The organism is Providencia sp. PROV210, assembly GCF_028479445.1.
Taxonomy (GTDB): Bacteria; Pseudomonadota; Gammaproteobacteria; order Enterobacterales; family Enterobacteriaceae; genus Providencia; species Providencia rustigianii.
Genome location: NZ_JAMPNQ010000025.1, coordinates 1 through 26047 on the forward strand (window position 1 = coordinate 1; position 26047 = coordinate 26047).

General features: G+C 40.5%; 26 protein-coding genes and 2 pseudogenes. 17 read left to right on the forward strand and 11 right to left on the reverse strand.

The window, feature by feature from the left end; translation table 11 throughout:
- Positions 1–130 (forward strand): annotated as a pseudogene (locus tag PR761_RS16640) (UDP-glucose 6-dehydrogenase); the annotation flags it as partial.
- 50 nt (positions 131–180) lie between these two features.
- Here PR761_RS16640 and thiM read toward each other — a convergent pair.
- The 3 genes and pseudogenes from thiM to PR761_RS16655 form a co-directional block, all read right to left on the reverse strand.
- Positions 181–954, reverse strand: coding sequence for a hydroxyethylthiazole kinase (thiM, locus tag PR761_RS16645; protein WP_126437439.1), 774 nt, complete (start codon positions 952–954; stop codon positions 181–183).
- 57 nt (positions 955–1011) lie between these two features.
- A pseudogene (gene dinD, locus PR761_RS16650) lies at positions 1012–1778 on the reverse strand (DNA damage-inducible protein D).
- A 256-nt stretch (positions 1779–2034) separates the two neighbouring features.
- Positions 2035–2898, reverse strand: a complete 864-nt coding sequence (locus tag PR761_RS16655) for a YicC/YloC family endoribonuclease (protein WP_039855860.1) — start codon at positions 2896–2898, stop codon at positions 2035–2037.
- A gap of 127 nt (positions 2899–3025) precedes the next feature.
- On the opposite strand from PR761_RS16655, the gene rph reads away from it, so the two are divergent.
- Together rph and pyrE are read left to right on the forward strand one after the other, a co-directional pair.
- A complete protein-coding gene (gene rph / locus PR761_RS16660; RefSeq protein ID WP_006816172.1) occupies positions 3026–3739 on the forward strand; it encodes a ribonuclease PH in 714 nt (237 codons plus the stop codon).
- 125 nt (positions 3740–3864) lie between these two features.
- Positions 3865–4506 carry an orotate phosphoribosyltransferase gene (gene pyrE / locus PR761_RS16665; RefSeq protein WP_006816173.1) on the forward strand — a complete coding sequence of 214 codons (642 nt, stop codon included), beginning with the start codon at positions 3865–3867 and terminating at the stop codon, positions 4504–4506.
- 57 nt (positions 4507–4563) lie between these two features.
- Here the strand turns inward: pyrE and slmA are convergent, their stop codons facing one another.
- The 3 genes from slmA to coaBC all read right to left on the reverse strand — a co-directional run bounded on the left by slmA (position 4564) and on the right by coaBC (position 7046).
- On the reverse strand, positions 4564–5163 hold the full coding sequence (gene slmA / locus PR761_RS16670; protein WP_039855863.1) for a nucleoid occlusion factor SlmA: 600 nt from the start codon (positions 5161–5163) through the stop codon (positions 4564–4566).
- Positions 5164–5380: 217 nt separating this feature from the next.
- Positions 5381–5836 carry a dUTP diphosphatase gene (dut, locus tag PR761_RS16675; RefSeq protein ID WP_006816175.1) on the reverse strand — a complete coding sequence of 152 codons (456 nt, stop codon included), beginning with the start codon at positions 5834–5836 and terminating at the stop codon, positions 5381–5383.
- Positions 5808–7046, reverse strand: coding sequence for a bifunctional phosphopantothenoylcysteine decarboxylase/phosphopantothenate--cysteine ligase CoaBC (coaBC, locus tag PR761_RS16680; RefSeq protein WP_039855889.1), 1239 nt, complete (start codon positions 7044–7046; stop codon positions 5808–5810). Before coaBC ends, dut begins: the two co-directional genes overlap by 29 nt.
- A 179-nt stretch (positions 7047–7225) precedes the next feature.
- On the opposite strand from coaBC, the gene radC reads away from it, so the two are divergent.
- The 11 genes from radC (at position 7226) to mutM (ending at position 17045) form a co-directional block, all read left to right on the forward strand.
- Positions 7226–7891: a RadC family protein gene (radC, locus tag PR761_RS16685; RefSeq protein WP_039855865.1), complete on the forward strand. Its 666-nt coding sequence runs from the start codon at positions 7226–7228 to the stop codon at positions 7889–7891.
- A gap of 253 nt (positions 7892–8144) precedes the next feature.
- Positions 8145–8381 (forward strand): 50S ribosomal protein L28, encoded by a 237-nt coding sequence (gene rpmB / locus PR761_RS16690; protein ID WP_004265123.1) that lies wholly within the window; start codon positions 8145–8147, stop codon positions 8379–8381.
- A gap of 11 nt (positions 8382–8392) precedes the next feature.
- Complete coding sequence (gene rpmG, locus PR761_RS16695) at positions 8393–8560, forward strand: 50S ribosomal protein L33 (RefSeq protein WP_004265124.1); 168 nt, start codon at positions 8393–8395, stop codon at positions 8558–8560.
- Positions 8561–8778: 218 nt separating this feature from the next.
- On the forward strand, positions 8779–9843 hold the full coding sequence (gene rfaQ / locus PR761_RS16700; RefSeq protein WP_006816178.1) for a lipopolysaccharide core heptosyltransferase RfaQ: 1065 nt from the start codon (positions 8779–8781) through the stop codon (positions 9841–9843).
- Between the two features lie 2 nt (positions 9844–9845).
- A complete protein-coding gene (locus PR761_RS16705) occupies positions 9846–10970 on the forward strand; it encodes a glycosyltransferase family 4 protein (RefSeq protein ID WP_154610739.1) in 1125 nt (374 codons plus the stop codon).
- Positions 10963–11760 (forward strand): lipopolysaccharide core heptose(I) kinase RfaP, encoded by a 798-nt coding sequence (rfaP, locus tag PR761_RS16710; RefSeq protein WP_154610738.1) that lies wholly within the window; start codon positions 10963–10965, stop codon positions 11758–11760. Before PR761_RS16705 ends, rfaP begins: the two co-directional genes overlap by 8 nt.
- Positions 11761–11782: 22 nt before the next feature.
- Positions 11783–12793, forward strand: coding sequence for a lipopolysaccharide 3-alpha-galactosyltransferase (gene waaO, locus PR761_RS16715; RefSeq protein WP_154610737.1), 1011 nt, complete (start codon positions 11783–11785; stop codon positions 12791–12793).
- A 28-nt stretch (positions 12794–12821) separates the two neighbouring features.
- Positions 12822–14054, forward strand: coding sequence for an O-antigen ligase RfaL (gene rfaL, locus PR761_RS16720; protein WP_154610736.1), 1233 nt, complete (start codon positions 12822–12824; stop codon positions 14052–14054).
- Positions 14054–15064, forward strand: coding sequence for a glycosyltransferase family 8 protein (locus PR761_RS16725; protein WP_154610734.1), 1011 nt, complete (start codon positions 14054–14056; stop codon positions 15062–15064). The genes rfaL and PR761_RS16725 overlap by 1 nt, the downstream gene beginning before the upstream one ends.
- A gap of 4 nt (positions 15065–15068) precedes the next feature.
- Positions 15069–16211 carry a glycosyltransferase gene (locus PR761_RS16730; RefSeq protein WP_154610733.1) on the forward strand — a complete coding sequence of 381 codons (1143 nt, stop codon included), beginning with the start codon at positions 15069–15071 and terminating at the stop codon, positions 16209–16211.
- 24 nt (positions 16212–16235) lie between these two features.
- Positions 16236–17045 (forward strand): bifunctional DNA-formamidopyrimidine glycosylase/DNA-(apurinic or apyrimidinic site) lyase, encoded by an 810-nt coding sequence (gene mutM / locus PR761_RS16735; RefSeq protein ID WP_154610732.1) that lies wholly within the window; start codon positions 16236–16238, stop codon positions 17043–17045.
- 3 nt (positions 17046–17048) lie between these two features.
- Here mutM and coaD read toward each other — a convergent pair whose 3' ends face one another.
- Positions 17049–17534: a pantetheine-phosphate adenylyltransferase gene (gene coaD, locus PR761_RS16740; RefSeq protein ID WP_006816187.1), complete on the reverse strand. Its 486-nt coding sequence runs from the start codon at positions 17532–17534 to the stop codon at positions 17049–17051.
- A gap of 214 nt (positions 17535–17748) precedes the next feature.
- Between coaD and waaA the strand changes: the two genes are divergently transcribed.
- On the forward strand, positions 17749–19026 hold the full coding sequence (gene waaA / locus PR761_RS16745; RefSeq protein ID WP_039855892.1) for a lipid IV(A) 3-deoxy-D-manno-octulosonic acid transferase: 1278 nt from the start codon (positions 17749–17751) through the stop codon (positions 19024–19026).
- A 215-nt stretch (positions 19027–19241) separates the two neighbouring features.
- On the forward strand, positions 19242–20708 hold the full coding sequence (locus PR761_RS16750) for an ArnT family glycosyltransferase (RefSeq protein ID WP_112837505.1): 1467 nt from the start codon (positions 19242–19244) through the stop codon (positions 20706–20708).
- A gap of 54 nt (positions 20709–20762) precedes the next feature.
- On the opposite strand, the gene yibB is transcribed toward PR761_RS16750, so the two are convergent.
- From yibB to rfaD, 4 genes are read right to left on the reverse strand one after another with little or no spacing between them, the layout of a single operon-like run.
- Positions 20763–21623 (reverse strand): protein YibB, encoded by an 861-nt coding sequence (gene yibB, locus PR761_RS16755; RefSeq protein WP_154610731.1) that lies wholly within the window; start codon positions 21621–21623, stop codon positions 20763–20765.
- Between the two features lie 15 nt (positions 21624–21638).
- On the reverse strand, positions 21639–22607 hold the full coding sequence (gene rfaC / locus PR761_RS16760; protein WP_154610730.1) for a lipopolysaccharide heptosyltransferase RfaC: 969 nt from the start codon (positions 22605–22607) through the stop codon (positions 21639–21641).
- On the reverse strand, positions 22607–23653 hold the full coding sequence (gene rfaF / locus PR761_RS16765; RefSeq protein WP_006816191.1) for an ADP-heptose--LPS heptosyltransferase RfaF: 1047 nt from the start codon (positions 23651–23653) through the stop codon (positions 22607–22609). Before rfaF ends, rfaC begins: the two co-directional genes overlap by 1 nt.
- A 24-nt stretch (positions 23654–23677) precedes the next feature.
- On the reverse strand, positions 23678–24616 hold the full coding sequence (rfaD, locus tag PR761_RS16770; RefSeq protein ID WP_154610729.1) for an ADP-glyceromanno-heptose 6-epimerase: 939 nt from the start codon (positions 24614–24616) through the stop codon (positions 23678–23680).
- Positions 24617–24849: 233 nt separating this feature from the next.
- On the opposite strand from rfaD, the gene PR761_RS16775 reads away from it, so the two are divergent.
- A complete protein-coding gene (locus PR761_RS16775) occupies positions 24850–26043 on the forward strand; it encodes a glycine C-acetyltransferase (RefSeq protein WP_006816193.1) in 1194 nt (397 codons plus the stop codon).
- Positions 26044–26047: the final 4 nt, after the last annotated feature.

The window sequence follows — 26047 nt, forward strand, 5'->3', positions numbered from 1 at the left end:
ATCTAAAGTTATTCGTGACTTAGATGCCTTTAAAGCGGAAAGCGACATTATTCTGACTAACCGCATGGTACCTGAGTTGGAAGATGTAGTGGATAAAGTGTATACCCGCGACCTGTTTGGTAATGATTAATTATTAACAGTTTCGATTGATTGCCCCACTGAGTTGGGGCAATTTGCTTTTTAGGGACGAGATAACGCATCTAGAAATTCTGGAATAAAGCTTCCCGTTCCACGGCAGCGTTGAGAGGCAGCTTCACCAGCTCGCTTCATGATGGCACATGCACTGGCGACATTGGTGAGCTTATCTCCGGGAAGCGCACAACATGCAGCAACCACCGCAGATAACGCACAGCCTGTTCCTACCACTCGAGTCATCAATGGGTTTCCACCCTGTACGGCGATAACGCGTTCCCCATCAGTGATGTAATCTACTTCCCCACTAATCGCAACAATCGTATTAACCTGTTTGGCTAACAACTTAGCAGCAGGGAGCGCATCATCCGTCGAATTCAATGAATCTACGCCTTTTCCCCCTTGGCTAGCACCAACGAGCGCCATGATTTCAGATGCATTTCCACGAATTGCACTGGGTTGTAAGAAGAGTAATTTGTGGCAAAACTGAGTTCTAAATTTTAATGCACCGACGGCGACGGGGTCGAGTACCCACGGCTTTTGAGCCACATTGGCACTTTTCACTGCTAAGTACATCGCATTTTGTCGTTCTGTGGTTAAGGTGCCAACATTAATCAGTAAGCTGCTGGCAATGGCAGCAAATTGCTCCGCTTCTTCTGCTTCAATGACCATCGCGGGTGAGCAGCCCAATGCTAATAAGACATTTGCGGTAAAGGTTTGCACGACATCATTAGTCATGCAGTGGATCAAGGGCGAGTTTTGTTGGAGTTGCTGTAAAACTAAAGTTTGGGTAGTCGGATCAAATTGTTCTACTGTGGACATATTGCCTTCTTTTTATCAGTTGTTTTTTAACTGGAGCGTTTCTGTCATGATTTAAGGCTATTGATTCAGTTTTTTCTTTTCTGCAGTTTCTAACTGCTTAATACTTTTTTCTGGTGACGGCAAATCTTCTGGCATGGTTCCACCAAGTTCACTAATCGTATCTCGTACCTTACTTCCTACATCAAAGTGCGTTTGATTTGCATGCGCTTTACTTTGTACATTGTCCCGTCTGAGTTTTTCTTCTGCTTGTGTGGATCTAAATAAGTTAGCAGCGAGTTCTGTCGACCCCATATGGTCTAAAATTTTTTGTGATTTTTTTAAGCCTTTATGTTGATGGATGCCTTTTTGGTCTAATCCACCGTATAAACCTTTGTATCCATGGTTTTGGAATATCGCAAAATCAATATTTGTCTCAACGCCGGCTTGTTGAGCGGTTTCAACTAACTGTTTATTATGTTCTTTCAATTCGTTATGAAGAAATAGACGTTTTTCATCTTCACGTAATTTTTTTGAATGCGTCATCATCAGCTAATTCTTGTCGTCTTGTTTGAATGGCAAAATAGATTTGTCCTGCTGCAATAACGGGTTTGCTTGGGTCGCCATTTTGAACAACAAGGTAGCAAGCGTAACGGGATAGTGTGACATCCTTAAGTTTGCGTTGAGCACCTGACCCAATATTAACCATATCGAGGATGTCCTCGAAATGGTCAGTGGCGATATTCTGAATATGCTAAGAGTTTAGAAAGCTCTCTTGCAGACCAATATTCAACTCCTAACTCATCCACTTTTTTTATTTTTTCGAAAGGTTGGCTCTGATGTTCCATATACAACTCCTTTTTATTAAGCGTTAAAAGACTTTATATTTGTAGGGTAGATTAGTGTTAACCAACAGTTGGTTAGATATCCATCACTCTGAGACTGTGTGATTATCGCACCGAGTGAAATCTTACCGTTGAATGGTTGTTTTTAAGTCTATCCTAATCATGTTCTATTGAGAGCCACTCAATAATCTATAGATAATAAAAAACCAGCAAATACAAGGTATAAGCTGGTTTGGAGTTGTTCTGAAAAATAGAAAACTTATTCAATATTCTGAATTTGCTCGCGCATTTGCTCAATTAATACTTTGAGCTCGACGGCGGAGTTAGTGACTTCACTATTAATGGATTTCGACGCGAGAGTATTCGACTCGCGGTTAAATTCTTGCATCATAAAATCAAGGCGGCGACCACTGGCTTCTTTTTTCTTCAGAATATTACGGGTCTCTTTAACGTGAGCTTCAAGTCTATCTAACTCTTCTGCCACATCAATACGCTGGGTCAACATAATCAGCTCTTGCTCTAAACGGTTATTATCCACCTGAATTTGAGCTTCTTCGAGTTTGCTTTGTAGGCGATCACGCTGCCACTGTAAAATTTCTGGCATATGTTGGCGCACTTTAGCGACTTCAACAAGAACACCGTCTAAACGCTGCTCGATAAGGCTATGTAGAGCAGCTCCTTCGGCTTCACGGCTTTGAATAAAGGCATCAATTGTTTCATCTAAGCCGGCCATCAGCTGTTCACTAATGGCATCGAGATCTTGTTCGCCCGCAGACATCACACCCGGCCAACGCAAAATTTCTAGCGGATTAATTTCGCCTTCATGGCTGTAGTTTTTGACCCAATTTGCCGCGCTGATGAGCTGACGAGCCAGACCTTCATTTAAGATCAGTTCTCCACGCTGCGCGCTATCTAACTCTATGCGTAAGTTACACTCTACCTTTCCGCGGGTGAGACGAGAACGTAGACGTTCACGGATAACGGGCTCTAAGCTGCGAAATTGCTCAGGTAAACGGATATAAGTTTCTAAATAACGTTGGTTTACGGAACGCAGCTCCCAAGCCGCATTCCCCCATTCACCCTTGATATCACGGCGAGCAAAAGCGGTCATACTACGGATCATAATTCGTTCCTACCTTATTATTTGTAAATTAATGGGATTATAGCGCTATGACGGATGACAGGATAGGCATTATCTGATTAACAACGTATAATACGTGCCAATTTGAGTGAATAACGGAGATAACACCATGCGCCCAGCAGGTAGATTAGCAGACCAAATGCGCCCTATAAAGATCACGCGTAATTATACAAAGCACGCAGAAGGCTCTGTTCTTATTGAGTTTGGCGATACTAAAGTGTTATGTACCGCGACCGTTGAGGACGGTGTTCCTCGTTTTCTCAAAGGACAAGGCCAAGGTTGGGTAACAGCGGAATACGGCATGTTACCTCGTGCGACAAATTCTCGTAATCAGCGTGAAGCTGCGAAAGGGAAACAAACCGGTCGTACTATGGAAATTCAACGACTGATTGCACGTTCATTACGCGCAGCGGTTGACCTGAAAAAACTCGGTGAATATACCATTACATTAGACTGCGATGTTATCCAAGCCGATGGCGGTACGCGTACAGCATCTATTTCTGGGGCATGTGTTGCACTGGTAGATGCACTGAATAATATGATCGCTCAGGGGAAAATCACAAAAAGCCCACTGAAGGCAATGGTCGCAGCGGTTTCTGTTGGTATCGTTAAGCAAGAAGCATTGTGTGACCTAGAGTATGTCGAAGATTCTGCTGCAGAAACGGATATGAACGTCGTCATGATGGACGATGGCCGCATGATCGAAGTACAAGGTACCGCAGAAGGTGAACCATTTAGCCATGAAGAACTTTTAGAACTTCTTGCATTGGCGAAAACGGGGTTAGACACCATTTTCGAAGCTCAGCGAGAAGCGCTGAAATAGATTAATAATTAAATAGGCGGCTGAGAAGTCGCCTTTTTTATGTCTGCGGTTTACTGCTTTAGATAAACCACAGAAGTAATACCCAATAAAAATAGATGAATATCAACTAGTGAGGAGAATGACCAATGAAAGCCTATCAGCGCGATTTTATTGAACTTGCCATGAAAAAACAGGTACTGAAATTTGGTGAGTTTACGCTGAAATCAGGTCGTAAAAGCCCCTATTTTTTTAATGCGGGGTTATTTAATACAGGGCGTGACTTGGCTCTCGTGGGTCGTTTCTATGCGCAGGCATTACAAGAAAGCGCAATTGAATGTGATGTAATTTTTGGACCTGCTTATAAAGGGATTCCGATTGCGACAACTACCGCAGTGGCGTTAGCAGAGCATCATGATATCGATATGCCGTATTGCTTTAACCGTAAAGAAGCAAAAGACCATGGGGAAGGCGGCACGTTAGTGGGTAGCCCATTACAGGGGCGTGTCGTTGTGGTTGATGATGTCATTACTGCAGGGACGGCGATCCGTGAATCAATGGAAATTATTAAACAGCAGAATGCGATTTTAAATGGTGTATTGCTATGTTTAGACCGCCAAGAAAAAGGGAAAGGTGAAATTTCTGCGGTTCAAGAAATTGAGCGTGACTATGGATGCAAAGTCCATTCGATCATCACAATGAGCGATTTAATTGCTTACTTAGCGGATAAAGCGGATATGCAAGAGCACCTTGCAGCAATGAAAGCCTATCGTGAGCAGTACGGAATCTAATGATGTAAAAAAAGCCCTCGCCCAATAACGGGCGGGGTGAGTAGTATAAATAAGTGCTTATTGTAACTGAGCCAAAATTAAAGGCCAGCGAGCTTCGAATTCGACGGTAGGTCGGTAACGAAACTCTGAACGTACAAAGCGCGACAACATACCTTCACAGAAGGCTAATAGCTGAGAAGCCAGTAATGATTCATCGTGAACAAAACCATGGCCATTACGGATCTTTTTCTCTTTAAGGACTTGTCGTAGCTGTGATTCTATACGTTCAAATAGTTGGTTAATACGCCCTTGCAGCCGGTCCTGCTCAAACATAAGCGCATGCCCTGTCATTATACGCGTTAAGCCAGGGTTTTTTTCTGAAAAGCCCAAAATCAACGCTAAAATCAACTTAATTCTAATGGTGGTATCTTTTTCGTCCGCTAAAATTTGATTGATGCGTGAAACCAGTGAATCTTCAATAAACTCAATCAGGCTATCAAACATCTTCATTTTGCTTGGAAAATGACGATATAACGCAGCTTCTGAGACACCAACTTTAGCGGCAAGTTTTGCCGTGGTAATTCGTTGACTGCCATCGCTACTTTCTAACATTAACGCGAGAGACTGCAAAATCTCATCTTGTCTGTTACGTTTTTGTGTTGTTGTATTCTCTGCCATGTCTGATAAGACCCCTGCTAAAACAGCAAGACAAACTATCCAAAATTTCGCTCTGAGTAAAGTCACACTCAGTACAAAAGCGATTTAAAATATGTAGAGATTATAACCAAATCTGCACAATTTACGTGAGAGGTAGGCACTGTAATGACTATCTTTATTCATTAATATAGGCGCTTTCTTAACGCCTATATTGTGCTTAAAGGTTACCGAGCTAAATTTACTGGCGACCAGAATGACCGAAACCGCCTTCTCCGCGCTCTGTTGCATCAAAATTATCAACAATATTAAATTCAGCTTGAACGACTGGGACAAAGACCATTTGTGCCATACGTTCACCTGGCTCAATAGTGAAAACTTTATCTCCACGGTTCCATACAGATACCATTAATGGACCTTGGTAATCTGAATCAATCAGACCCACTAGGTTACCTAAGACTACACCGTGTTTGTGGCCTAATCCTGAACGAGGCAAGATCACCGCGGCGAGTTGTTCATCAGCGATATGGATAGCTAAACCCGTCGGGACTAATTCTGTTTGACCCGGCGCCAAATCGATAGGTGCATCAATACATGCACGTAAATCTAAACCCGCGGAGCCAGTCGTTGCATAAGTTGGCAGTGGAAACTCAGTCCCAATACGGGCATCAAGAATTTTTAGATCGATTTTTTTCATAACGTTGAAGTATCTCGTCAAGTAAATGGTGGCTTAATTCAATTTTACTGCAATGTGGTAAACGAACATCGCCATCAGCATCAAACAGGTGTAGTGCATTGTTATCACTATTAAAACCGTTATCTGCGAGGGAAACATCATTAGCACAAATTAAATCTAATTGCTTTTGTAGGCGTTTTTGTTGGGCATACTCTTCTACATTTTGAGTTTCTGCCGCAAATCCAACAACATAAGGTCGATTTTGTTTTAATTGACCGACACTCGCGACGATATCTGGATTTTTCACGAGTGTAATAGAAATTTCGTCGCCTTGCTTTTTGATTTTATTCTCAGCAACGGTTTTTGCTCGATAATCTGCAACAGCTGCACAACCAATAAAAATATCTTGCTGGGCAATGGACTGATGGACGTGCTCATACATATCGAGAGCACTGGTCACATTAATGCGTTCGACACCTTCAGGTGTTGCGAGACTGACTGGACCCGCAATTAAGGTCACTTTGGCTCCACGGGCCCTGGCTGCCTGTGCGATAGCAAATCCCATTTTCCCAGAACTATGATTACTAATAAAACGCACAGGGTCTAAATCTTCTCGTGTTGGGCCTGCGGTAATCATCATTGAGATACCTTGCAAGTCTGTACATCCACGAAAGTAATTACTTACTAAGCGTACAATCTCTAAGGGGGCAATCATGCGACCTGGACCAATATCACCGCAAGCTTGGCTACCTTCATCAGGTCCCCAAATCATAAACTGGCGTTGTTGCAGTCTGATTAAATTCTCTTGTGTGACGGAGGCTCGATACATTTGTTGATTCATTGCGGGCACAACTGCAATGGGTGCAGCGGATGCAAGACAAACCGTTGTGAGCAAATCATTTGCCATACCTGAACTCAAGCGAGCTATTAAATCAGCGGTTGCCGGCGCGAGAATAATTATATCGGCCCATTTAGCCAATTCAATGTGACCCATTGCAGCCTCGGCCGCCGGATCTAATAAATCATCGGAAACTGGGTGCCCAGAAACCGCTTGCAAGGTTAATGGGGTGATAAATGCTTTTGCGGCTGAGGTCATTACAACACGTACAGATGCCCCTTCATCACGTAACCGGCGAGTGAGCTCTGGTATTTTATACGCGGCGATCCCACCACTGATACCGAGAACAATTCTCTTACCTGATAATGGGTTATCTGAAAGTTGTTGATTCATGGCTTTATCCGGTTTAGTCAACATGAAGGGCATCTTACCATATCAATAGAGTAGTTGAGATACTCGATTTTGCATCTCCATACTATTTTTGCGAAGCGCTACGCAAAGGATTACTGAAGTTGTTGTTGGTCTTTTTTTCTTTGGTTAAAAAGGGCGCCTATGGGGAGAAAGGTACAATTATGGATGAATTTATTGCGCTGCAACCACGGGAAAAAATGTTGGCATATGGTGCAGCTTCGTTATCTGATGCTGAGTTACTGGCAATATTTCTACGAACAGGCAGTCGTGGAGAGCCTGTTTTACAGTTCTCTGAACGATTATTAAGGGAATTTGGTTCATTGTATCTCTTAATTCAAGCCGATCATGCAAAGCTCACGAAGTGTAAAGGAATGGGAGACTGTAAGTTTACTCAGTTACAGGCGGCCAGTGAGCTGGCAAGGCGCTGTTTTTCAGCCCAATTTCTCTATGAAGACAACATGACTAGCCCTGAAATGCTTAAAAATAGATTAATGGAGCTATTTGCAGGGCAAGAAAGAGAAGTTTTTATGGTGATATTTCTGAATAATCAGAATCAAATCATCTGCCACGAAGAGATGTTTAAAGGAACGGTGAACCGAGTTGAAGTACATCCGAGAGAAATTTTGCGGTTTGCCATGAAAATGAATGCTAGCAGCATTATTTTGGCGCATAATCACCCATCAGGTAACCCAGAACCGAGTATTGCAGATAAGCAAGTGACTGAACGTATTCATAGCGCATGCTCGATTATGGGGATTAAATTACTTGACCATTTTGTCGTCGGACACAAACATTGTGTCTCGTTTGTGGAGCGCGGATGGCTATAAAATTATTTTTTTGGCTAAAAAATGACAACTTTTGCTCTGTTGGGCTTGAGTGAAAACGATTGAAAGCGTATACTACGCCACCTTTAAGGATCTCGGGTTTGACGAGAAGAGCCTATCTCAGTAAATTTTTTTGCTAAGATAAATATATTTTGTTGATCACTTAAAAGTTTGCTGAGATGGGCTCCAAAGCCTGACGAGGCAGTCAAGCCCAGAACAAAAAAGCTCGAGCTGATTAGATTTTTGGAGAATAGACATGTCACGAGTCTGCCAAGTTACCGGCAAGCGTCCAATGAGCGGTAACAACCGTTCACACGCATTAAACGCGACCAAACGTCGTTTTTTGCCAAACCTGCACTCTCACCGTTTCTGGGTTGAGTCTGAGAAACGTTTCGTAACACTGCGTGTATCTGCTAAAGGTATGCGTGTTATCGATAAAAAGGGTATTGATGCTGTTCTAGCTGAACTGCGTACCCGTGGTGAGAAGTACTAAGGAGCTAAAAAATGGCTAAAGGTATTCGCGAGAAAATCAAGCTGGTTTCTTCTGAAGGTACAGGTCACTTCTATACCACTACGAAGAACAAGCGCACAATGCCGGAAAAACTGGAACTGAAAAAATTCGATCCAGTTGTTCGTAAGCATGTGATCTACAAAGAAGCAAAAATCAAGTAGTTTTGCTTTCTGCGTACGAAGAACCCAGCTTAGGCTGGGTTTTTTTATGTCTAAAATTGCCAAAATCACAGAAAAAATAGCGTTCCAAAAGGGATATTGATTAAAAACTATAACCATTATTCTGAACGTAGTAACATATTCAGTATTCATTGAATTAATAACGTTATTTATTGTCAAATCCATATCAATTTACATATAGACCTGATTAAGAGCGCCTGGTGAAAAAACAGTTTAAAAAAATTCTTGTAATCAAGATGCGGTTTCATGGTGACATGTTACTGACAACGCCTGTTATCAGCTCATTGAAGCAAAATTATCCTGATGCCCAAATTGATGTTTTACTTTATCAGGACACCATTCCTATTTTGTCTGAAAATACCGATATTCATGCTTTATATGGCATGAAAGGAAAGAAAAGTGGTGGTTTAAGTAAAGCCTGTAATTTCTTAAGCTTGTTGTTTAAATTGCGTAGCAATAAGTATGATTTGGTCGTTAACCTCGCAGACCAGTGGATGGTTTCTCTATTGGTAAGAGCCATTCCCGCAGAAATGAAAATTTCCCATCAATTCGAACACCGAGATTCCCAATATTGGCGTAACAGTTTTACCCATCTCACCCCTCCACAAGGGGAGCATGTGGTATTAAATAACTTATCGGTTCTTAAACCTTTAGAACTTAAAGAGTTAAATACTGATCTGACGATGTCGTATGCTGAACAAGATTGGAAAAATATTGATCAAAAACTATTGGACCTTGGTGTTCACAGTAGCTACGTCGTGATCCAACCGACAGCTCGCCAAATTTTTAAATGCTGGGATGACGAAAAATTCTCGGCAGTGATTGATGCACTGCAATCTCGTGGGTATCAGGTAGTTCTAACATCAGGTCCAAGCAAAGACGATTTAGACTGTGTGAATCACATTGCGGATGGCTGTAAAACAAGGCCTATTACTGAATTAGCAGGTAAAACCTCATTCCCTGAATTAGGTGCGCTAATTGCCCATGCCGCATTATTTATTGGTGTAGATTCGGCTCCGATGCACATTGCTGCCGCAGTCAAAACTCCAATTGTGTGTCTGTTTGGTGCAACCAACCATATTTTCTGGCGTCCATGGAGTGATAACGTGGTGAAATTCTGGGCTGGAGATTATGAAAACATGCCTCTGCGTGATGATCTGGACAGAAATAAAAAGTATCTTTCTGTGATCCCTGCTTCGGATGTGATTAAAGCTACTGAACAGATGTTACCCATGAATATGCGCTCAATGATGGGAAGGTATTAATTATGGTTTTGGCATTCTGTCTGTATAAATATTTCCCATTTGGTGGGTTACAGCGAGATTTTCTTCGCATTGCAACAGCTTGCCAAGCTCGTGGCCATCATATTCGAGTTTATACTCAGTCATGGGAAGGCGAACGTCCGGAACATTTTGAAATTATCATTGTTCCGGTCACCTCTAATACCAATCATGGGCGTAATTCACAATATTGTGAGTGGGTTATAAACCACTTAAAGCAACATCCTGCGGATCGCGTTGTTGGTTTTAATAAAATGCCGGGATTAGATGTCTATTTTGCCGCGGATGTTTGCTATGCGCAAAAGGTGGCGGAAGAAAAAGGCTTTTTCTATAAATTAACCCCACGTTATAAGCACTATGCGGCATTTGAAAAAGCTGTTTTTCAAATGGGAAAATCGACTCAATTAATGATGTTAACGCCTCATCAGATTGCCCATTTTAAAACGCATTATTCAACGGAGCCCGAACGTTTTCATATGTTACCGCCAGGTATTGCTCTGGATAGAAAATATGATCAGCAGATAGCCGACGCGAAACGTATCTATCGAGAGAAAAATCAAATCCCAGACTCTGCATTTTTGTTACTCCAAGTGGGCTCTGATTTTAAACGCAAAGGCGTGGATAGAACACTGAAGGCGATGGCGGCACTACCTGAATCGATCAGGAGCAAGACACGATTAATGGTAGTTGGACAGGATAAACCGGCTAAATATCAGCGCTTAGCGCAGCAACTAGGTATAGAGCCGCAAGTATCATTTTTTAGTGGACGTAATGATGTTGCTGAGCTGATGGCGGCCGCAGATATACTGATGCACCCGGCTTATCAAGAGGCTGCCGGTATCGTGCTTCTTGAGGCAATTGTTGCGGGTTTACCCATCATTGTGACTGAAGTTTGTGGCTATGCGCCTTTTATCAACCAAGCCCAATGTGGCATGGTGATTCAAGAGCCCTTTGACCAAGAAATATTGAATAACGTGCTATCAGAGAGTTTGCAAAATACTCAGCAACGTGAGCAATGGGCAAACAATGCTAAATACTTTGCTGATACAGAAGATCTGTATAGTTTACCGGAAAAAGCCGCAGACATTATTTTAGGATGCTCGAATGGTTGAGTTAAAAGCTCCTTTTAATGAGCTATGGAAAGATAAAGACCCATTTGTTGAGACTGATAAGTTGCAGGGTGAGGTGTTTCGTGCCTTAGAAACCCGTAAGACACTACGTTTTCAGCTCGATGACAAAAGTTATTTTATTAAAATTCACTATGGCACAACGCTAAAAGAAGTACTGAAAAATTTAATATCGTTCCGTTTACCTGTCTTAGGGGCGGATAGGGAATGGAATGCCATTCATACACTGACTCAGGTCGGTGTTGACACCATGAATGGTCGAGCATTTGGTCAGAAAGGTTTCAATCCTTTACGTCGCCACTCTTTTATCATTACTGAAGATTTGACGCCGACGGTGAGCTTAGAAGATTTTTGCGCAAACTGGGCGAAAGAACCTCCGAAATTTAAAACCAAACAGATGATTATTCAGCGTGTGGCTGAAATGGTTCGCAAGATGCACGGTGCAGGCATTAACCACCGAGACTGTTATATTTGCCATTTTTTACTGCATTTACCTTTCACAGAAGATCAGCAAGATTTAAAAATTTCAGTGATTGATTTACATCGCGCGCAATTAAGAAAATCGGTACCGATGCGTTGGCGAAACAAAGATTTGATTGGGCTATACTTTTCTTCATCTGAAATTGGTTTAACCCAACGCGATATTTTTCGGTTTATGAAGATTTACTTTGAATTGCCGTTAAAGGATATTTTAAGGCAAGAGCAAAGATTACTGGATATTGCTCAGAAAAGATCAGAAAAAATTAAAGAACGAACTGTAAGAAAGTCGCTGTAATTTGATAAAAAGAGAGAAAATAATGTTTTTTAATAAAGAAAGTGCAATTAGTAAGCAGATTGATTTATCTTCTACTGAAGCAATAACTAGTGGCTGCTTACATGTGTCTTATGGTATCGATCGTAATTTTTTATATGGTTGTGGTATTTCAATTGCATCATTATTAAAAAACAATCCAGACATACCTTTTTCTTTTCATATTTTTACTGATTTTTTTGATGATGCGCAAGCGGAACTATTTAACCAGCTGGCTTTACAATATAAAACAAAGATAAAAATATATTTAGTTGATTGTGAACAATTAAAAACATTACCCAGTACCAAAAATTGGTCTTATGCGACGTATTTTAGATTTATTATTGCAGATTACTTTTCTGATCAACTTGAGCGTATTATCTATATGGATGCTGATATCATGTGCCAAGGTTCGTTAAAAGAGATCTTGGACATTCAATTTTCACATGATGAGATTGCCGCAGTTGTTCCTGAAAGGGATAGTGAGTGGTGGAAAAAAAGAGCAAATGCATTAGGAATTCCAAGTATTGAGAAGGGATATTTTAATGCGGGCTTTTTAGTTTTAAATTTAGCAAGCTGGAAGAAAAATGATATTTCGTTAAAGGCGATGGATCTTTTATCTCAAGATGAGGTTAAGTCGAAGATTTCTTATCTTGATCAAGATATTTTGAATATGCTATTAACCGGAAAAGTTATTTATTTAGACCAAAAGTATAACACGCAATATAGTCTAAATTATGAACTGCAAAACGGAAAGAAAGAGAATCCGATCACAAATAAAACAATACTTATTCATTATATCGGTCCAACTAAACCATGGCATGATTGGGCTAATTACCCAACGGCGAAACCTTTTTTAGAGGCTAAAAATGCATCGCCGTGGAAAAATATTCCTTTACTGAAAGCGAAAAGTAGTAATCATTTGAGATATAGCGCAAAGCATTTATTTAAACAAGGGTTATATTGGCTTGGAATTAAGTCTCAAATTCAATATTTCTTAGTGAAAATCACAAAATAATAATACATTTTAGATGGTAGAGAAAATCATGTCTTTTTTAGATAAACACGCAAGCTTTATATCTAAATATAACAGAATCCTCATTTTTCTGTTTATAACTTTATTTTTTGTTGAGAATGTGACTAGGTATAAACACATTCTTTTTTACATTATGATAGCAACTGCTTTATTTTATATATTTTCTGACACGAAAAAAGTCTTAAGTAAATTGAAAAATAAAGAATTTTATTTTGTAGTGCTACTTTCTTTAGCATTCTATTTATCTGTAACGTATTCGAGTCTAACAAAGGATTCTTTAAAGTTTGTTAATAATAATTTATTGAATTATGGTATTTTATCATTAGCTATTTTATTCCCCATTATTCTTTATAGAGAGAACGTAAAGAATATTTCAAAATTAATCATAACTAGCTATGTCTCAGCGTTAGTTTTACTTTTAGCTATTGAATTAGTTCGTTATATCATAGCTTACCAGAATGGTATAATGCCATTTACAACCTATAACTTTAGATCAGTTTCTGATTCACTGACTTTTTTCTTCCCTATTATACCTATTCTTTGGTATATGTTGCCAAAGTCAAAATTAATATATTTTTATGCCTTATGTATCGTATTTTTATTTGTTTTACTAGGTACTCTTTCAAGAGGTGCATGGCTTGCTGTTGCAGCTTCAGGAGTATTATTTTTATGTTTTAAGCGACCTTGGAAACTCATGGCTGTTTCTTTTGGTATCGTTGCGATTGGATTAGTCTCGCTAAAGATGACGTATCCAGATGCCACAAATAAGCTTTTTTTCAAGTTAGAACAAACGGATAGTTCTTATCGTTACACTAATGGGACACAAGGAACGGCATTTGAGTTAATTATGGAAAATCCACTGATTGGGTATGGTCCAGGTGATAAAGTTTTCCATGAAAAATACAACAGTGTTGTTGAGCAGCACCCTAGTTGGACATTTAGAACATCAATAGGCCCCCATAATATTTGGTTATTGGTTTGGTTTGGTGCTGGAGTTTTAGGTTTAGTTTCTTTTTCCCTACTTGTTTTCTCTGCTGGTTATACCTCCTGTAAAAGCGTTTTTACAAACAGAGAAAACCAGATGATTTATTTTGCATATTTAGCGTTATTCATCAGTTTAATTAGCTTTTACCTTGTTAGAGGCATGTTTGAGCAAGTAGATTTAAAGCCATTAGGGCTGATTCTTGGGCTCTTGATTGCGATGACTAATGCTGATTTTACAAAACGTATGGATCAAAAATAATGAATAATTTAATTATGAGAAAGTATCAGATACTGGGTCGCGAGATGAACTCTTTACCTGATGCCTTTAACGTAATTTATGGCTCTGATGAAAATTATCAGTTTGGTGTAGGGGTTTCTGCCGTTTCATTATTATCAAATAATCCATCAACATTTTTTAGGTTTCATCTATTTTTAGATATTGTTAAACCTGAATTTTTAGATAAGTTACGTTTAATTGCTGAACAGTTTTCTGTCGAATTTAATGTTTATGAGCTGGATAATTCATTACTCAAAACTTTACCCGCATCAGAGGTCTGGTCATCAGCGATGTATTTCCGCTTGATCGCATTTGAATACTTATCGAATGATTATGATTATGCTCTTTACTTAGATGCTGATGTTATTTGCAAAAGCTCACTAAACCTATCAACCGATACTATCGCTAATGTTATCGCTGGTGTAGTACCCGATGATATCGGTGTAAGGGCAAAGAGCGGAGAGAGATTACACGTACCAGAATTAAATGAAACCTATTTTAATTCGGGGGTGATGTTTGTGAACCTTAAAGCGTGGCATCACAACCAAGTGACAAAAAAATGTTTTGAGCTTCTTTCTCAATCTAATGCAAAAGAGTTATATAAGTACCCTGACCAAGATGTTTTGAATTTAATCTTAAGGGAGAAACTCGTATTATTACCTGGGCGGTTTAATACTATTTATACCCTCAAAAATGAGCTAAATGATTCCACACATCAAAAGTATAAGAATATCATTACAGCGGATACGGCCTTAATCCATTATACGGGTGTGACAAAACCGTGGCATACGTGGGCTAATTACTCTTCTGCAAAGCCATTTTATGAGGCTTTATCCTCATCCCCTTGGACTAAAAAAGATTTAAAGCCAGCAACTAAATTTGCAGAGAAAAAGAAAGAATATAAACATTTATTGAAGCAAGGCGCTATTGTTACTGGTTGTATCTCTGGTATTAAATATCTACTTCAAAAACTCAATGCTAAAAAAAGATAATATCATGATTAAAAAAGCAATATTTACAGTAACGCCTATATTCTCTATACCGCCTAAAAGTGCAGCTGCTGTAGAGTCATGGATGTACAACGTAGCTAAGAGATTAGATATAGAGAGCCGCATTATTTGTATACAGAATGACGGGTATTCGGCACATTCAGTGGTTAACAAAAATTGTGCAATAGACCGTATCAAATTTGGAAAAATATACACACGGCTATTTAAAAAATGGACCCGATTAGATCCATATTCTTATGCAGATAGAATTGTAAAATTAAAAAGAGATTTTGCACAGAATCCGAACGAAAGTATTATGTTTGTGCATAATAATATTAAGTTATTTAAAAAAATAATAAAAAAAGAAGGGCATAAAAATGTTGCCCTTCATATGCATAATTTTTTTGAACCGAACGGTATTCCATCGGATATAAAGCTTATTGTTCCTAGCCACATTATGAAAAATTGGTTCAGAGAACGCTTACCCAATGCACATATTGAAGTTGTAAGAAATGGCTTTGATGGTGATATATATGCTCAATCACCAGAAGTAAAACGTGAAGATTTTAATTTAGATAAATCAGATAAAGTTATTTTATTTGCAGGAAGAATTGCTAGAGATAAAGGACTTCTTGAGTTAATGCAGGCATGTAATACCTTTTTTAAAGATAATAATGATTATAAATTAGTGATTGTCGGTGATCCTAACGCGGCTAAAAAAGGTGAATTAGCAGATTATCAGAATGAAGTAAAAAATTTTGCAGAGTATTTAGGGGCGCAATGTATATTTGTTGGTGGTGTCCATCCTGATAAGATCAGACACTATTATTCAATCGCTGATATTATTGCAACACCTTCAATAGCAGATGAAGCATTTTGCATGGTTGCCCTTGAAGCTATGGCTTCCGGACGTCCGGTTATTGCGAGTCAGCGTGGGGCTATGGTTGAATTTATTACACATAATAAAACGGGTTTTATTTTTAGGGAGCCGCTTTCACCGCAGAGTATGGCGGAGGATATTCAAAGTGCGTTAAATCATCCTGATTGCTTGAAAATAGCCACTAATGCGAGAGAGCATGCATACAATAACTTTACGTGGGAAATTGTCACAGCGGAGCTCCAAAGTGTTATCCAGAAATGGTATTCATAATACATAGAGATATAGAGTCTTATCATGCCAGAACTTCCCGAAGTTGAAACCAGTCGCCGAGGCATCGAACCTCACTTGGTCGGCAACACGATTGCTTATACGATCGTACGTAATGGCCGCCTACGTTGGCCAGTAAGTGAACAAATTAAAAGCTTAGCCGATGAAAAAGTGCTGAGCGTGCAGCGACGGGCAAAATACCTGCTGATTGAGCTGAATAAGGGATGGATTATTGTTCACTTGGGAATGTCTGGTAGCGTACGAATTTTAACGGAAGAGTTACCCGAAGAGAAACATGACCATGTTGATTTGATTCTTGGTGATGGCAAAGTGCTACGTTATACCGATCCTCGCCGTTTTGGGGCATGGCTATGGTGTGAAGATCTCGACACCAGCTCTGTACTGGCGCATTTAGGTCCAGAACCTCTCTCTGATGAATTTAATCCTCAATACCTATTTGATTTAGCAAAGAAAAGAAAAGTGGCGGTGAAACCTTGGTTAATGGACAACAAAGTTGTCGTCGGTGTTGGAAATATTTATGCAAACGAAGCCTTATTTGCATCAAAAATTTCGCCAGAAAAAATGGTCAACCAACTGACTTTGGCAGACATCACTGAGTTAGTGAAACAGATCAAAAAGGTTTTACAACGTTCGATTGAGCAGGGCGGAACGACCTTGAAGGATTTTTTACAATCAGATGGAAAACCGGGATATTTTGCACAAGAGTTATTTGTTTATGGTAAGAAAGGTGAGCCTTGTTCGATGTGCGGTACACCAATTGAAAGCATCAAACAAGGGCAGAGGACAACGTTTTATTGCCCTCAATGCCAAAAATAAGACTTAGGCTTTATTGAGCTTTTTTAGCATCGCTTCAGCCACAATCGGTGGTAAAAACGATGAAATGTCACCATCATGGAGCGCAACGTCTTTGATTAAAGAGGACGATACAAAAGAAAGGCTCTGTGATGGGAGCAAAAAGACGGTTTCTAGATCCGGAACAAAGTGGCGATTCATATTAGCTAATTGCCATTCGTACTCGAAATCAGCGACAGAACGCACGCCACGAATCAAAATATTTGCTCCGTGTTTTTGGGCAAAGCTTGCCATCAACTCAGAAAAACCAACGACTTCGACATTATCTAAGTGAGAGGTGACCTGTCTTGCTAACTCTACACGTTCTTCAAGATTGAACATCGGGCTTTTACGCTGGCTATTGGCAATCGCCAATAATACATGGTCAAACATCGCCGCCGCACGGGTGACAATATCAACGTGCCCAGAAGTGATGGGGTCAAAAGTTCCGGGATAAATAGCTTTATGTATCATGATGATGCTATCTCATTGTTTGTAATTACTTATTCTAAAACAGCACGATGAATAAGCGACGGTTAAATCCACATTAGCGGCAATTGGATGCCCTTGCAACATAGATTGATAGGGATGAGTCCATTTTAAGTTTAATTTTAGGCACAGATTCTACACACTTTCAGTAATGGTTTATGGTAAGATAGCGCCAATTTTGGTAAGTGAATCAGATCGAATGTTATTGCGTTTATATCAGGTACTTCTTTATCTTATCCAACCATTAATCTGGATACGCTTATTACTGCGTAGCCGTAAAGCGCCTGCGTATCGTAAACGGTGGGGAGAGCGCTATGGCTTTTGTGCGGGTAAAGTTGTCCCACAAGGTATCTTATTGCATTCTGTTTCTGTCGGCGAAACCCTTGCCGCCGTACCCCTAGTTCGCGCATTGCGCCATCACTATCCATCACTACCGATTACTGTCACCACGATGACACCAACAGGTTCCGAGCGTGTCTTGTCAGCCTTTGGTGATGATGTTAATCATGTTTACCTACCTTATGACTTACCAGGCTCAATGAGCCGTTTCCTTAATCATGTTGATCCTAAATTAGTGATTATTATGGAAACGGAGTTATGGCCAAATATGATCAATCAACTGCATAAACGCAATATCCCCTTGGTGATTGCGAATGCGCGTTTGTCAGAACGCTCAGCGGCGGGTTATCAAAAACTCGGTAATTTTGTGAAACGCATGCTGCAAAACGTCACAATGGTAGCTGCGCAGCACCAAGAAGATGGTGAGCGTTTTGTTCAATTAGGGTTAAGACGTAAGCAGTTGGAAGTGACAGGAAGTTTGAAGTTTGATATTTCAGTTACCCCAGAGCTTGCGGTAAAAGCGATTACATTACGCCGGCAATGGGCTGCTCATCGACCTGTATGGATTGCGACAAGCACCCATGAAGGTGAAGAATCCATTGTTTTGGATGCCCATCGGCAATTGCTCAATAAATTTCCTAACCTATTATTAATCTTAGTACCTCGCCATCCTGAACGCTTTACGAAAGCCGAAGAGTTAACTCAAAAAGCTGGGCTAAGTTATATTCGCCGTAGTAGTGGTACGATCCCCACAGCCGAAACCCAAGTGGTTATTGGCGATACCATGGGCGAGTTAATGCTGCTATACGGAATTGCAGATATTGCCTTTGTTGGCGGAAGCCTCGTTGAAACCGGTGGGCATAATCCATTGGAAGCTGCCGCTCATGCATTACCGGTTTTAATGGGGCCGCACACATTTAACTTTAAAGATATTTGTGCAAAATTAACTCAAGCAGATGGTTTAATTACGGTCACTGATTGCGAATCACTGGTTCAGGAAGTGACCAGCTTACTTTCTGATGAAGATTACCGTTTATACTATGGCCGGCATGCGGCTGAAGTTCTGCACGAAAATCAAGGCGCGTTACAGCGCTTATTAAAATTGCTACAGCCTTATTTACCTCCTCGAGAACAATAATCTAATTAATTACTCATCAAAAAATGATTGAACTTGAATATTACTGTAATGAGTAATGACAATTTCTCTCATCTTTGTTTTTTTTGTATAAACTGTAGTAGACTCCACAGTCAATTCTTTGCCCATTCCCTGAATGTATGGTTATTTGTTACCTATATTGGTTGGAGTAATGGGCTATTCCCTTTAATTTTTTAAATAAATTTTGCCAAAATAGAATGCCAATAACTAACCAATCAATTTCAAATAAGTACTTGTATCTTTGGATCATTGGCTACGCCATTGCATGGATACTTGCGAGCTTCTTTTTTGACCCAACGGTTCCTTACGACACTGTCGAAGCTGTCAATTGGGGAATGAATGGCGAGTGGGGATCCCCTAAAAATCCATGGTTTGTCGGGACATTAATGTGGCCGGCGATACACCTTGGAATTTCCTACAGCTTTTATTGGTATTTTATCCATTTTGTCGGTATTGCTTTTGGTTTATTGGGTGTTTGGAAATTAGCCTATCGACTGACGGACCGTCGCGATCTTGCATGGTTTGCGATGTTGATGATGAATTTATCCGGAGTGATTAATTTCGATATCATTCCTTACAATGATAACTATATTCTTGTTACGCTCTGGCCATGGGTGATCTATTTATATCTACGTGCGGTGGAAGATAATCCATTATGGTGGATGCCTTTTGCTCTGTTTGCTGGGCTGGCAACCATGGGGAAATATTCAACGCTTGCCTTGGTTGGCTCCGTTTTCTTGCTAACGTTGTTTGTTAAACAAGCACGTCAAAGCTATCGATATCCCGTTTTTTACCTTGCCATTGCCTTGTGGTTTGCTCTCGTTTTGCCTAACTTTTTCTGGTTGATGGCGAGTGATTTTTCTGCATTTAAGTGGGTGGGTTCACAGATTGACCCTGGTTTCAATTTGCATACGACAGAAGCGGCGTTAAGCGTCTTTTATCCGCTGATTATTGCTACAATTATTCTGTATTGCTGTGGTGGAAAAATTGGTTGGCCAAAATCGTTATCTAACCGTATGGCAAACTTTATTATTCTATTTCCATTAGCGGTTATTTATGGTTGGTTCTCTTTCCATGATGGTGGACGAATTACCGAGTGGTTACAGCCTTTTATGATGGTTTGTGCACCATTATTTGTTGGCTCTATTACGGTAATGCCGAAAAAATCACTGAAAAAACCATTAATAGGGTTAGCCATTTTTGGTGTTTTGGTTGTGCTAGGTTATTTGGTTGTTCAAGCCGGTAATATTCGAGGCGCAGGGCAAAAATTTATTGGTGTGAAAACCTTAATTTCTGAAGGTGAACAACGCTGGTACCAACGCTACGGAACACCAGTAAAATATGTTGGCGGTGAAGATAATTTGCATCAATGGTTTATTATCTATGCGCAAGACCGACCTCATGTGATCCAGCCATGGACATTGGAAAATCATATGCCGCCAAATGTGTATAACCGTGAAATTACTGAAGCAGAAATTCGTCAGCATGGTGCGATTTTATTAGGTCGGAAATATGATGACTGCGCCCATGAAGATTTTGCAAAAGTACGTAAATACTGGCCGCAATTCACGATTGAGAAAGAAGATGTGTTTTATCGTTCTGAGCCGGATGCTGAGCCAAAAACCATGTGCTTTGGCTTTATTGCACCAGAGAAGTTACAGTAAAAAGTGATTTGAATTTGTTATATGAGTTGCCCATTGATTTGAATGGGCACTTATTTATTTTACGAGCTTCAATAAAATAGCAAGGCGGGTCAGGTTATTTACTTTAGAGCCTTTATGAAATAACTTAAAAACGTTAAACCATTCCATATTACCCAAATAGTGTAATTTAACTAAATTGGGCTCCTTGTTTGCACAAATTAAAAAAATACCCTGGTCATCATCAATGACACTAGATAACAAGAGATTTTTTTGTACAGTAATTGCTAACTGATAAAGTCGAGCCCACTTTTCTTTTGTGCCGACGATAACGCCTCCGATAACATAAGTATCATTATCAATGACCCTTTTCATGACTTCTGCTTCATTTGTCAGGTCTAAACCCTCTTTTATTGAAAAGAAATGAATTTTTTTTCTATCAAATGGATGATTCCATTCAGTTAATCCATTAAGGGTCTTTTCTTTACGGATATACCCGAAATCTACCCATGCAATACGTTCATTATCGACAAGACCAAGAGTAATCGCTTTATTGACAAAATAGGCTTTAAGATTAGTCACTAGGACATACTCTGGTGACCAGTATTCCGGATTCTTTTGCTGTTCCGGTTTTATTAATTTTTTAAATTGTTCACTATTTTGTATGGATGCAATTTTTTTTGTGATGTATTTAAATTTTTTATGAATATCAATAGTAATAACGTGGGTTGGTTTTCCTTTTCTAATCTCTAATACTTTTTCTTTAAAATTAGAAGAGGTAAAAACAATCATTTTATTATCAAGTTTTGCCAACTTATTGAAGTAATCGAAATAGGTATCAGTTGTTCGTTCTAAGCGATCTGAATATCCGTGAGAGCTATTCCATTCTCCTCTACCAATATCAAAATATGCAGTGATGATCGTTGTTGATTGATTCATTGTATTAAATATCGCCTAGTGAGCCAGAAGAGGAGCTAATTGTTGATATACCTCAGTAGCTCTAATGTTATCCATTACATTATTGGCAGATTTAATCACATGCTGACCTTGTCCATAGCCGCCAATTAAACCCGGATCTGTAGGGCCAAACAGCGTGAAATTAGGCTTATCTAGTGCAGCGGTTAAATGGCTTAATCCGGTATCCACAGAAACCACGGCTTTTGCAGCGGCGATTTGTTGAGCAACATCTGCTAATGAAAGTTTAGGTAAAACCTCCACAAAATCAAATCCTTCAGCTAATCGCTGTGCGCGTTGATGCTCATGCTCCGCACCCCATGGTAATTTTACGCGAATACCAGTTTCTGCCATCAACGTAAGTAACTCACGCCAATGAGCTTCAGACCAGTGTTTATCATCACGGGTTGTTGAATGCAGAAATACCACATAAGGGGCAGCTTGGTTGCTAGCTGATTGCGAAAAATGCTGAGCAATAGCGTAGTTTCCTTGTGTTTCAGGGCAATCGTATCCCAAACTTTTAGCAAATAGCTGACGGATACGTTCTACCGCATGTTGCTGCTTACTAATGGAATAACAATGATCGTAGAAAAAACTCGCAACAGGTTCGCGAATACTATGGCGATCATAGCCATGTTTTGGACCATAGGCTAATCGAGTCACTAACAGTGCGCTTTTAAGTAACCCTTGAGCATCAATGACAGCATCATAGTGGGTAGCTTGTAGTTGGCGACGAAACTCAGCACGTTCGGCACGGATCGGGGCTGAAAACCAATTTTTTCGCCAGCGACGAATGGCGACGGGAATAACGTTATTGACGGCACTATGCCAAGTTGGAATTTGTGCAAATCCCTCTTCAACCACCCAATCAAATTGAATATTGGGTATTGCCATCTGAGCATCGGTTAAGGCAGGTAGAGAATGCAAAACATCTCCCATCGATGATGTTTTTACTAATAACACGCGCATTATTCAATACCTATGTTCAAACGGGTTAGGGCATCGAGCACCCTCTGAGGCTGAATATCAATCAAACTTTGATGATAGCCACTTTCGCCATCACCTTTACGTACTTTATGGTAGCCAGTAATCAGTCGAATCACTTCGGCCTTATCGGATAATGGTGGCGTAAAATCTGGGCTACTAGGCCCATATAATGCGACGAGGGGCTTATCTAGTGCTGCGGCAACGTGCATTAGCCCTGAGTCATTACTGACAATTGCTTGGCAGGAGTCAATAAGATTAACCGCTTGTTCTAGCGAGGTTTTACCCGCAAAATTTAGGCAATATTGTCTGGCTTCATCCGTTAAACTTTGACGAATTTCCTCGCCCGCTTCATGATCTTTTTGAGATCCAAAGAGTAAAACTTGATAGCCTTTCTCACTGATTAAGCGTTGGGCTAATGCGGCATAGTGATAGTGCGGCCAACGTTTTGCGGGACCGAATTCCGCGCCGGGGCAAAAGCCAATAATTGGGCGATAAAGATCAATATTAAATTGACTAACAGTATCGTTAACTTGTTGTTTATCAGTGACTAATTTAGGCCATAGAATAGGTTCGGGGATATCTTTGGCAGATTTAATGGTGTGCTTATCGTATGCCAGTGCAACATAGCGCTGCACCATCAGTGGAAATGCTTGTTTATCTAATGGGCGTAAATCATTGAGTAGCCCATAACGCATTTCCCCGCGCCATCCGGTTCGTTTACCAATATTGGCAAAGAAAGGAATCAACGCAGACTTCATTGAATTAGGCAATACAATTGCTTGGTCGTAGCCACTTTTCCGCAAATCGATACCTAGTTGGCGACGTTCGCAAATAGCCAGCTTCCCATGACCTAGTGGCATTGAAATCGCTTGGGATACTTCTGGCATCTTTGCTAATAAAGGACGGCACCAATCGGGCGCCATCACATCAATTTGAGCATGAGGATGCTGAGCCTTAATCGTACGATACAGGCTCTGTGACATCATCATATCCCCTACCCATGAAGGGCCAATCACTAATATTTTCATAACCAATATTTTCACAAATGACGATTACGCGTCTTTATTCAGCCATTGCATATACTCGGTTACACCTTCAGCGACGGTTTTAAACGGTGCGGTATAGCCAGCAGCGCGTAATTTTGTTAGATCCGCTTGGGTGAAACTTTGGTAACGACCTTTCAATTTTTCAGGGAATTCAATGTATTCGATAGCCACATTTTTATCTTTATGGAATGCGGTGACGGCATCGGCAACGGCTTGGAACGATTCCGCGCGACCGGTTCCGCAGTTAAAAATCCCAGAAACATTGTGTTCCCAGAACCATAAATTGACTGCGGCAACATCCCCCACATAGATAAAGTCACGACGGAAAGTCTCGCTACCTTCAAATAATTTTGGGCTTTGGCCTTCATTAATTTGTTTATTCAGGTGATAAGCAACGCTCGCCATGCTGCCTTTATGATTCTCATTTGGTCCGTAAACGTTGAAATAACGGAAGCCACAGACTTGAGATTGTGCTTCTGGCAGGATGCTGCGTACATACTGGTCGAATTGGAACTTTGAATAGCCATAAACATTCAGCGGTTTTTCAAACTCGCGCTCTTCGATAAAGTTATCACTGCGCCCACCGTAAGTGGCGGCAGAAGAGGCATACAAGAATGGAATTTCGCGCTCAAGACAGTAATGGAGCAATTCCTTAGAGAACTGATAGTTATTTTCCATCATATATTTGCCATCCCACTCGGTAGTGGATGAGCAAGCGCCTTCATGGAAAACAGCATCGATATCGCCAAAATCATCACCGGCAATTACGCTAACGATAAAGTCTTCTTTATCGATATAGTCAGCAATATCAAGGTCGACGAGGTTGGCAAATTTAGTACCATCTTTCAGGTTATCCACCACTAAAATATCAGTGCGACCCATATCATTTAGGGCTTTAACAATATTGCTGCCAATAAAACCAGCTCCGCCAGTGACTACGATCATCGGGAATACCTCAAGTGGGTTAAGAATAAATGGGATAAAACATTGGCGCCTATAATAACACCTCTTGGTGTAGACAACAGTATATCCACTAGATAATTGTCCTAGTCATCCTACCTCTACTGAGGTAATTATCGTGATCTTGCCTACAAACTTAACTTATTTACCCGGCAGATGTCGCTAGTTCTAGAGACTATTATTAAACTCTGAAAACGAATTCTATACAGGAACAAATCATGTCAGATCAATTTTACCAGCAGATAAAACAACAATTGGTGCAAATAGAGGCTGATGGCTTGTTTAAAAATGAACGAATAATCACGACTTCACAAGATGCGGATATTGAAATTCAAGGCGGTCAGCGAGTTATTAATTTCTGCGCCAATAACTATTTAGGGCTAGCGAATCATCCGGCACTGATTGAAGCCGCCAAGCAGGGAATGGATAGCCACGGTTTTGGGATGGCGTCGGTGCGTTTTATTTGTGGAACCCAAGACAGTCACAAAGTACTCGAAAAGAAATTGGCTGATTTTCTAGGAATGGAAGACGCGATCCTCTATTCCTCCTGTTTTGATGCTAACGGTGGTTTATTTGAAACGCTACTGGGGCCGGAAGATGCCATTATTTCCGATGCCTTAAATCACGCCTCAATTATTGACGGGGTACGTTTGTGTAAGGCTCAGCGTTACCGCTATAGCAACAATAATATGGTAGAGCTAAAACAGCGGCTTGAAGAAGCAAAATCCGCAGGCGCTCGGCATATTATGATTGCGACCGATGGTGTTTTTTCAATGGACGGTGTGATTGCTGATTTGAAAACCGTGTGTGATTTAGCGGATGAGTATCAGGCTTTAGTGATGGTGGATGATTCCCACGCAGTGGGTTTTGTCGGTGAAAATGGCCGTGGCAGCCATGAATATTGCAACGTGATGGGACGCGTCGACATCATTACAGGCACGCTTGGAAAGGCGCTCGGTGGTGCATCGGGTGGGTATACCGCAGCGAAAAAAGAGGTTGTCGAATGGTTACGCCAACGTTCTCGCCCTTATTTATTCTCTAATTCCCTTGCTCCCGCGATTGTGGCGGCGTCTATCAAAGTTATCGATATGATGACCGAAGGAAAAGCGCGCCGAGAAAAATTATGGCGTAACGCGGTGCTATTTAGAGAAAAAATGTCTGCGGCAGGGTTTACCCTCGCAGGAGCAGACCATGCCATCATCCCTGTGATGTTAGGGGATGCTAAGGTAGCACAACAATTTGCTTCTGAATTATTGAAAGAAGGTATTTATGTCACCGGATTTTTCTATCCGGTTGTTCCGCAAGGGCAGGCGCGAATTCGCACGCAAATGTCTGCGGCTCACAGTGAAGAGGATATTTTACGCGCTGTTGATGCATTCACCCGTATTGGCAAAAAGCTTCAATTAATCTAGCCAC

Bases quoted from the DNA above. Each gene is read 5' to 3' on its own strand.
- rfaC (WP_154610730.1), bottom strand. From the start codon at position 22,607: ATGCGCGTGTTATTAGTAAAAACATCATCGATGGGAGATGTTTTGCAT.
- PR761_RS16655 (WP_039855860.1), bottom strand. From the start codon at position 2,898: ATGATCCGTAGTATGACCGCTTTTGCTCGCCGTGATATCAAGGGTGAA.
- slmA (WP_039855863.1), bottom strand. From the start codon at position 5,163: ATGGCAGAGAATACAACAACACAAAAACGTAACAGACAAGATGAGATT.
- rfaD (WP_154610729.1), bottom strand. From the start codon at position 24,616: ATGATCGTAGTCACTGGCGGAGCTGGTTTTATTGGCAGCAATATTGTT.
- waaA (WP_039855892.1), top strand. From the start codon at position 17,749: ATGTTATTGCGTTTATATCAGGTACTTCTTTATCTTATCCAACCATTA.
- PR761_RS16705 (WP_154610739.1), top strand. From the start codon at position 9,846: ATGGTTTTGGCATTCTGTCTGTATAAATATTTCCCATTTGGTGGGTTA.
- radC (WP_039855865.1), top strand. From the start codon at position 7,226: ATGGATGAATTTATTGCGCTGCAACCACGGGAAAAAATGTTGGCATAT.
- thiM (WP_126437439.1), bottom strand. From the start codon at position 954: ATGTCCACAGTAGAACAATTTGATCCGACTACCCAAACTTTAGTTTTA.
- rpmB (WP_004265123.1), top strand. From the start codon at position 8,145: ATGTCACGAGTCTGCCAAGTTACCGGCAAGCGTCCAATGAGCGGTAAC.
- PR761_RS16775 (WP_006816193.1), top strand. From the start codon at position 24,850: ATGTCAGATCAATTTTACCAGCAGATAAAACAACAATTGGTGCAAATA.
- rph (WP_006816172.1), top strand. From the start codon at position 3,026: ATGCGCCCAGCAGGTAGATTAGCAGACCAAATGCGCCCTATAAAGATC.
- rfaL (WP_154610736.1), top strand. From the start codon at position 12,822: ATGTCTTTTTTAGATAAACACGCAAGCTTTATATCTAAATATAACAGA.
- coaD (WP_006816187.1), bottom strand. From the start codon at position 17,534: ATGATACATAAAGCTATTTATCCCGGAACTTTTGACCCCATCACTTCT.
- rpmG (WP_004265124.1), top strand. From the start codon at position 8,393: ATGGCTAAAGGTATTCGCGAGAAAATCAAGCTGGTTTCTTCTGAAGGT.
- PR761_RS16730 (WP_154610733.1), top strand. From the start codon at position 15,069: ATGATTAAAAAAGCAATATTTACAGTAACGCCTATATTCTCTATACCG.
- PR761_RS16725 (WP_154610734.1), top strand. From the start codon at position 14,054: ATGAATAATTTAATTATGAGAAAGTATCAGATACTGGGTCGCGAGATG.
- waaO (WP_154610737.1), top strand. From the start codon at position 11,783: ATGTTTTTTAATAAAGAAAGTGCAATTAGTAAGCAGATTGATTTATCT.
- pyrE (WP_006816173.1), top strand. From the start codon at position 3,865: ATGAAAGCCTATCAGCGCGATTTTATTGAACTTGCCATGAAAAAACAG.
- coaBC (WP_039855889.1), bottom strand. From the start codon at position 7,046: ATGAATCAACAACTTTCAGATAACCCATTATCAGGTAAGAGAATTGTT.
- PR761_RS16750 (WP_112837505.1), top strand. From the start codon at position 19,242: ATGCCAATAACTAACCAATCAATTTCAAATAAGTACTTGTATCTTTGG.
- dut (WP_006816175.1), bottom strand. From the start codon at position 5,836: ATGAAAAAAATCGATCTAAAAATTCTTGATGCCCGTATTGGGACTGAG.
- yibB (WP_154610731.1), bottom strand. From the start codon at position 21,623: ATGAATCAATCAACAACGATCATCACTGCATATTTTGATATTGGTAGA.
- rfaF (WP_006816191.1), bottom strand. From the start codon at position 23,653: ATGAAAATATTAGTGATTGGCCCTTCATGGGTAGGGGATATGATGATG.
- rfaP (WP_154610738.1), top strand. From the start codon at position 10,963: ATGGTTGAGTTAAAAGCTCCTTTTAATGAGCTATGGAAAGATAAAGAC.
- mutM (WP_154610732.1), top strand. From the start codon at position 16,236: ATGCCAGAACTTCCCGAAGTTGAAACCAGTCGCCGAGGCATCGAACCT.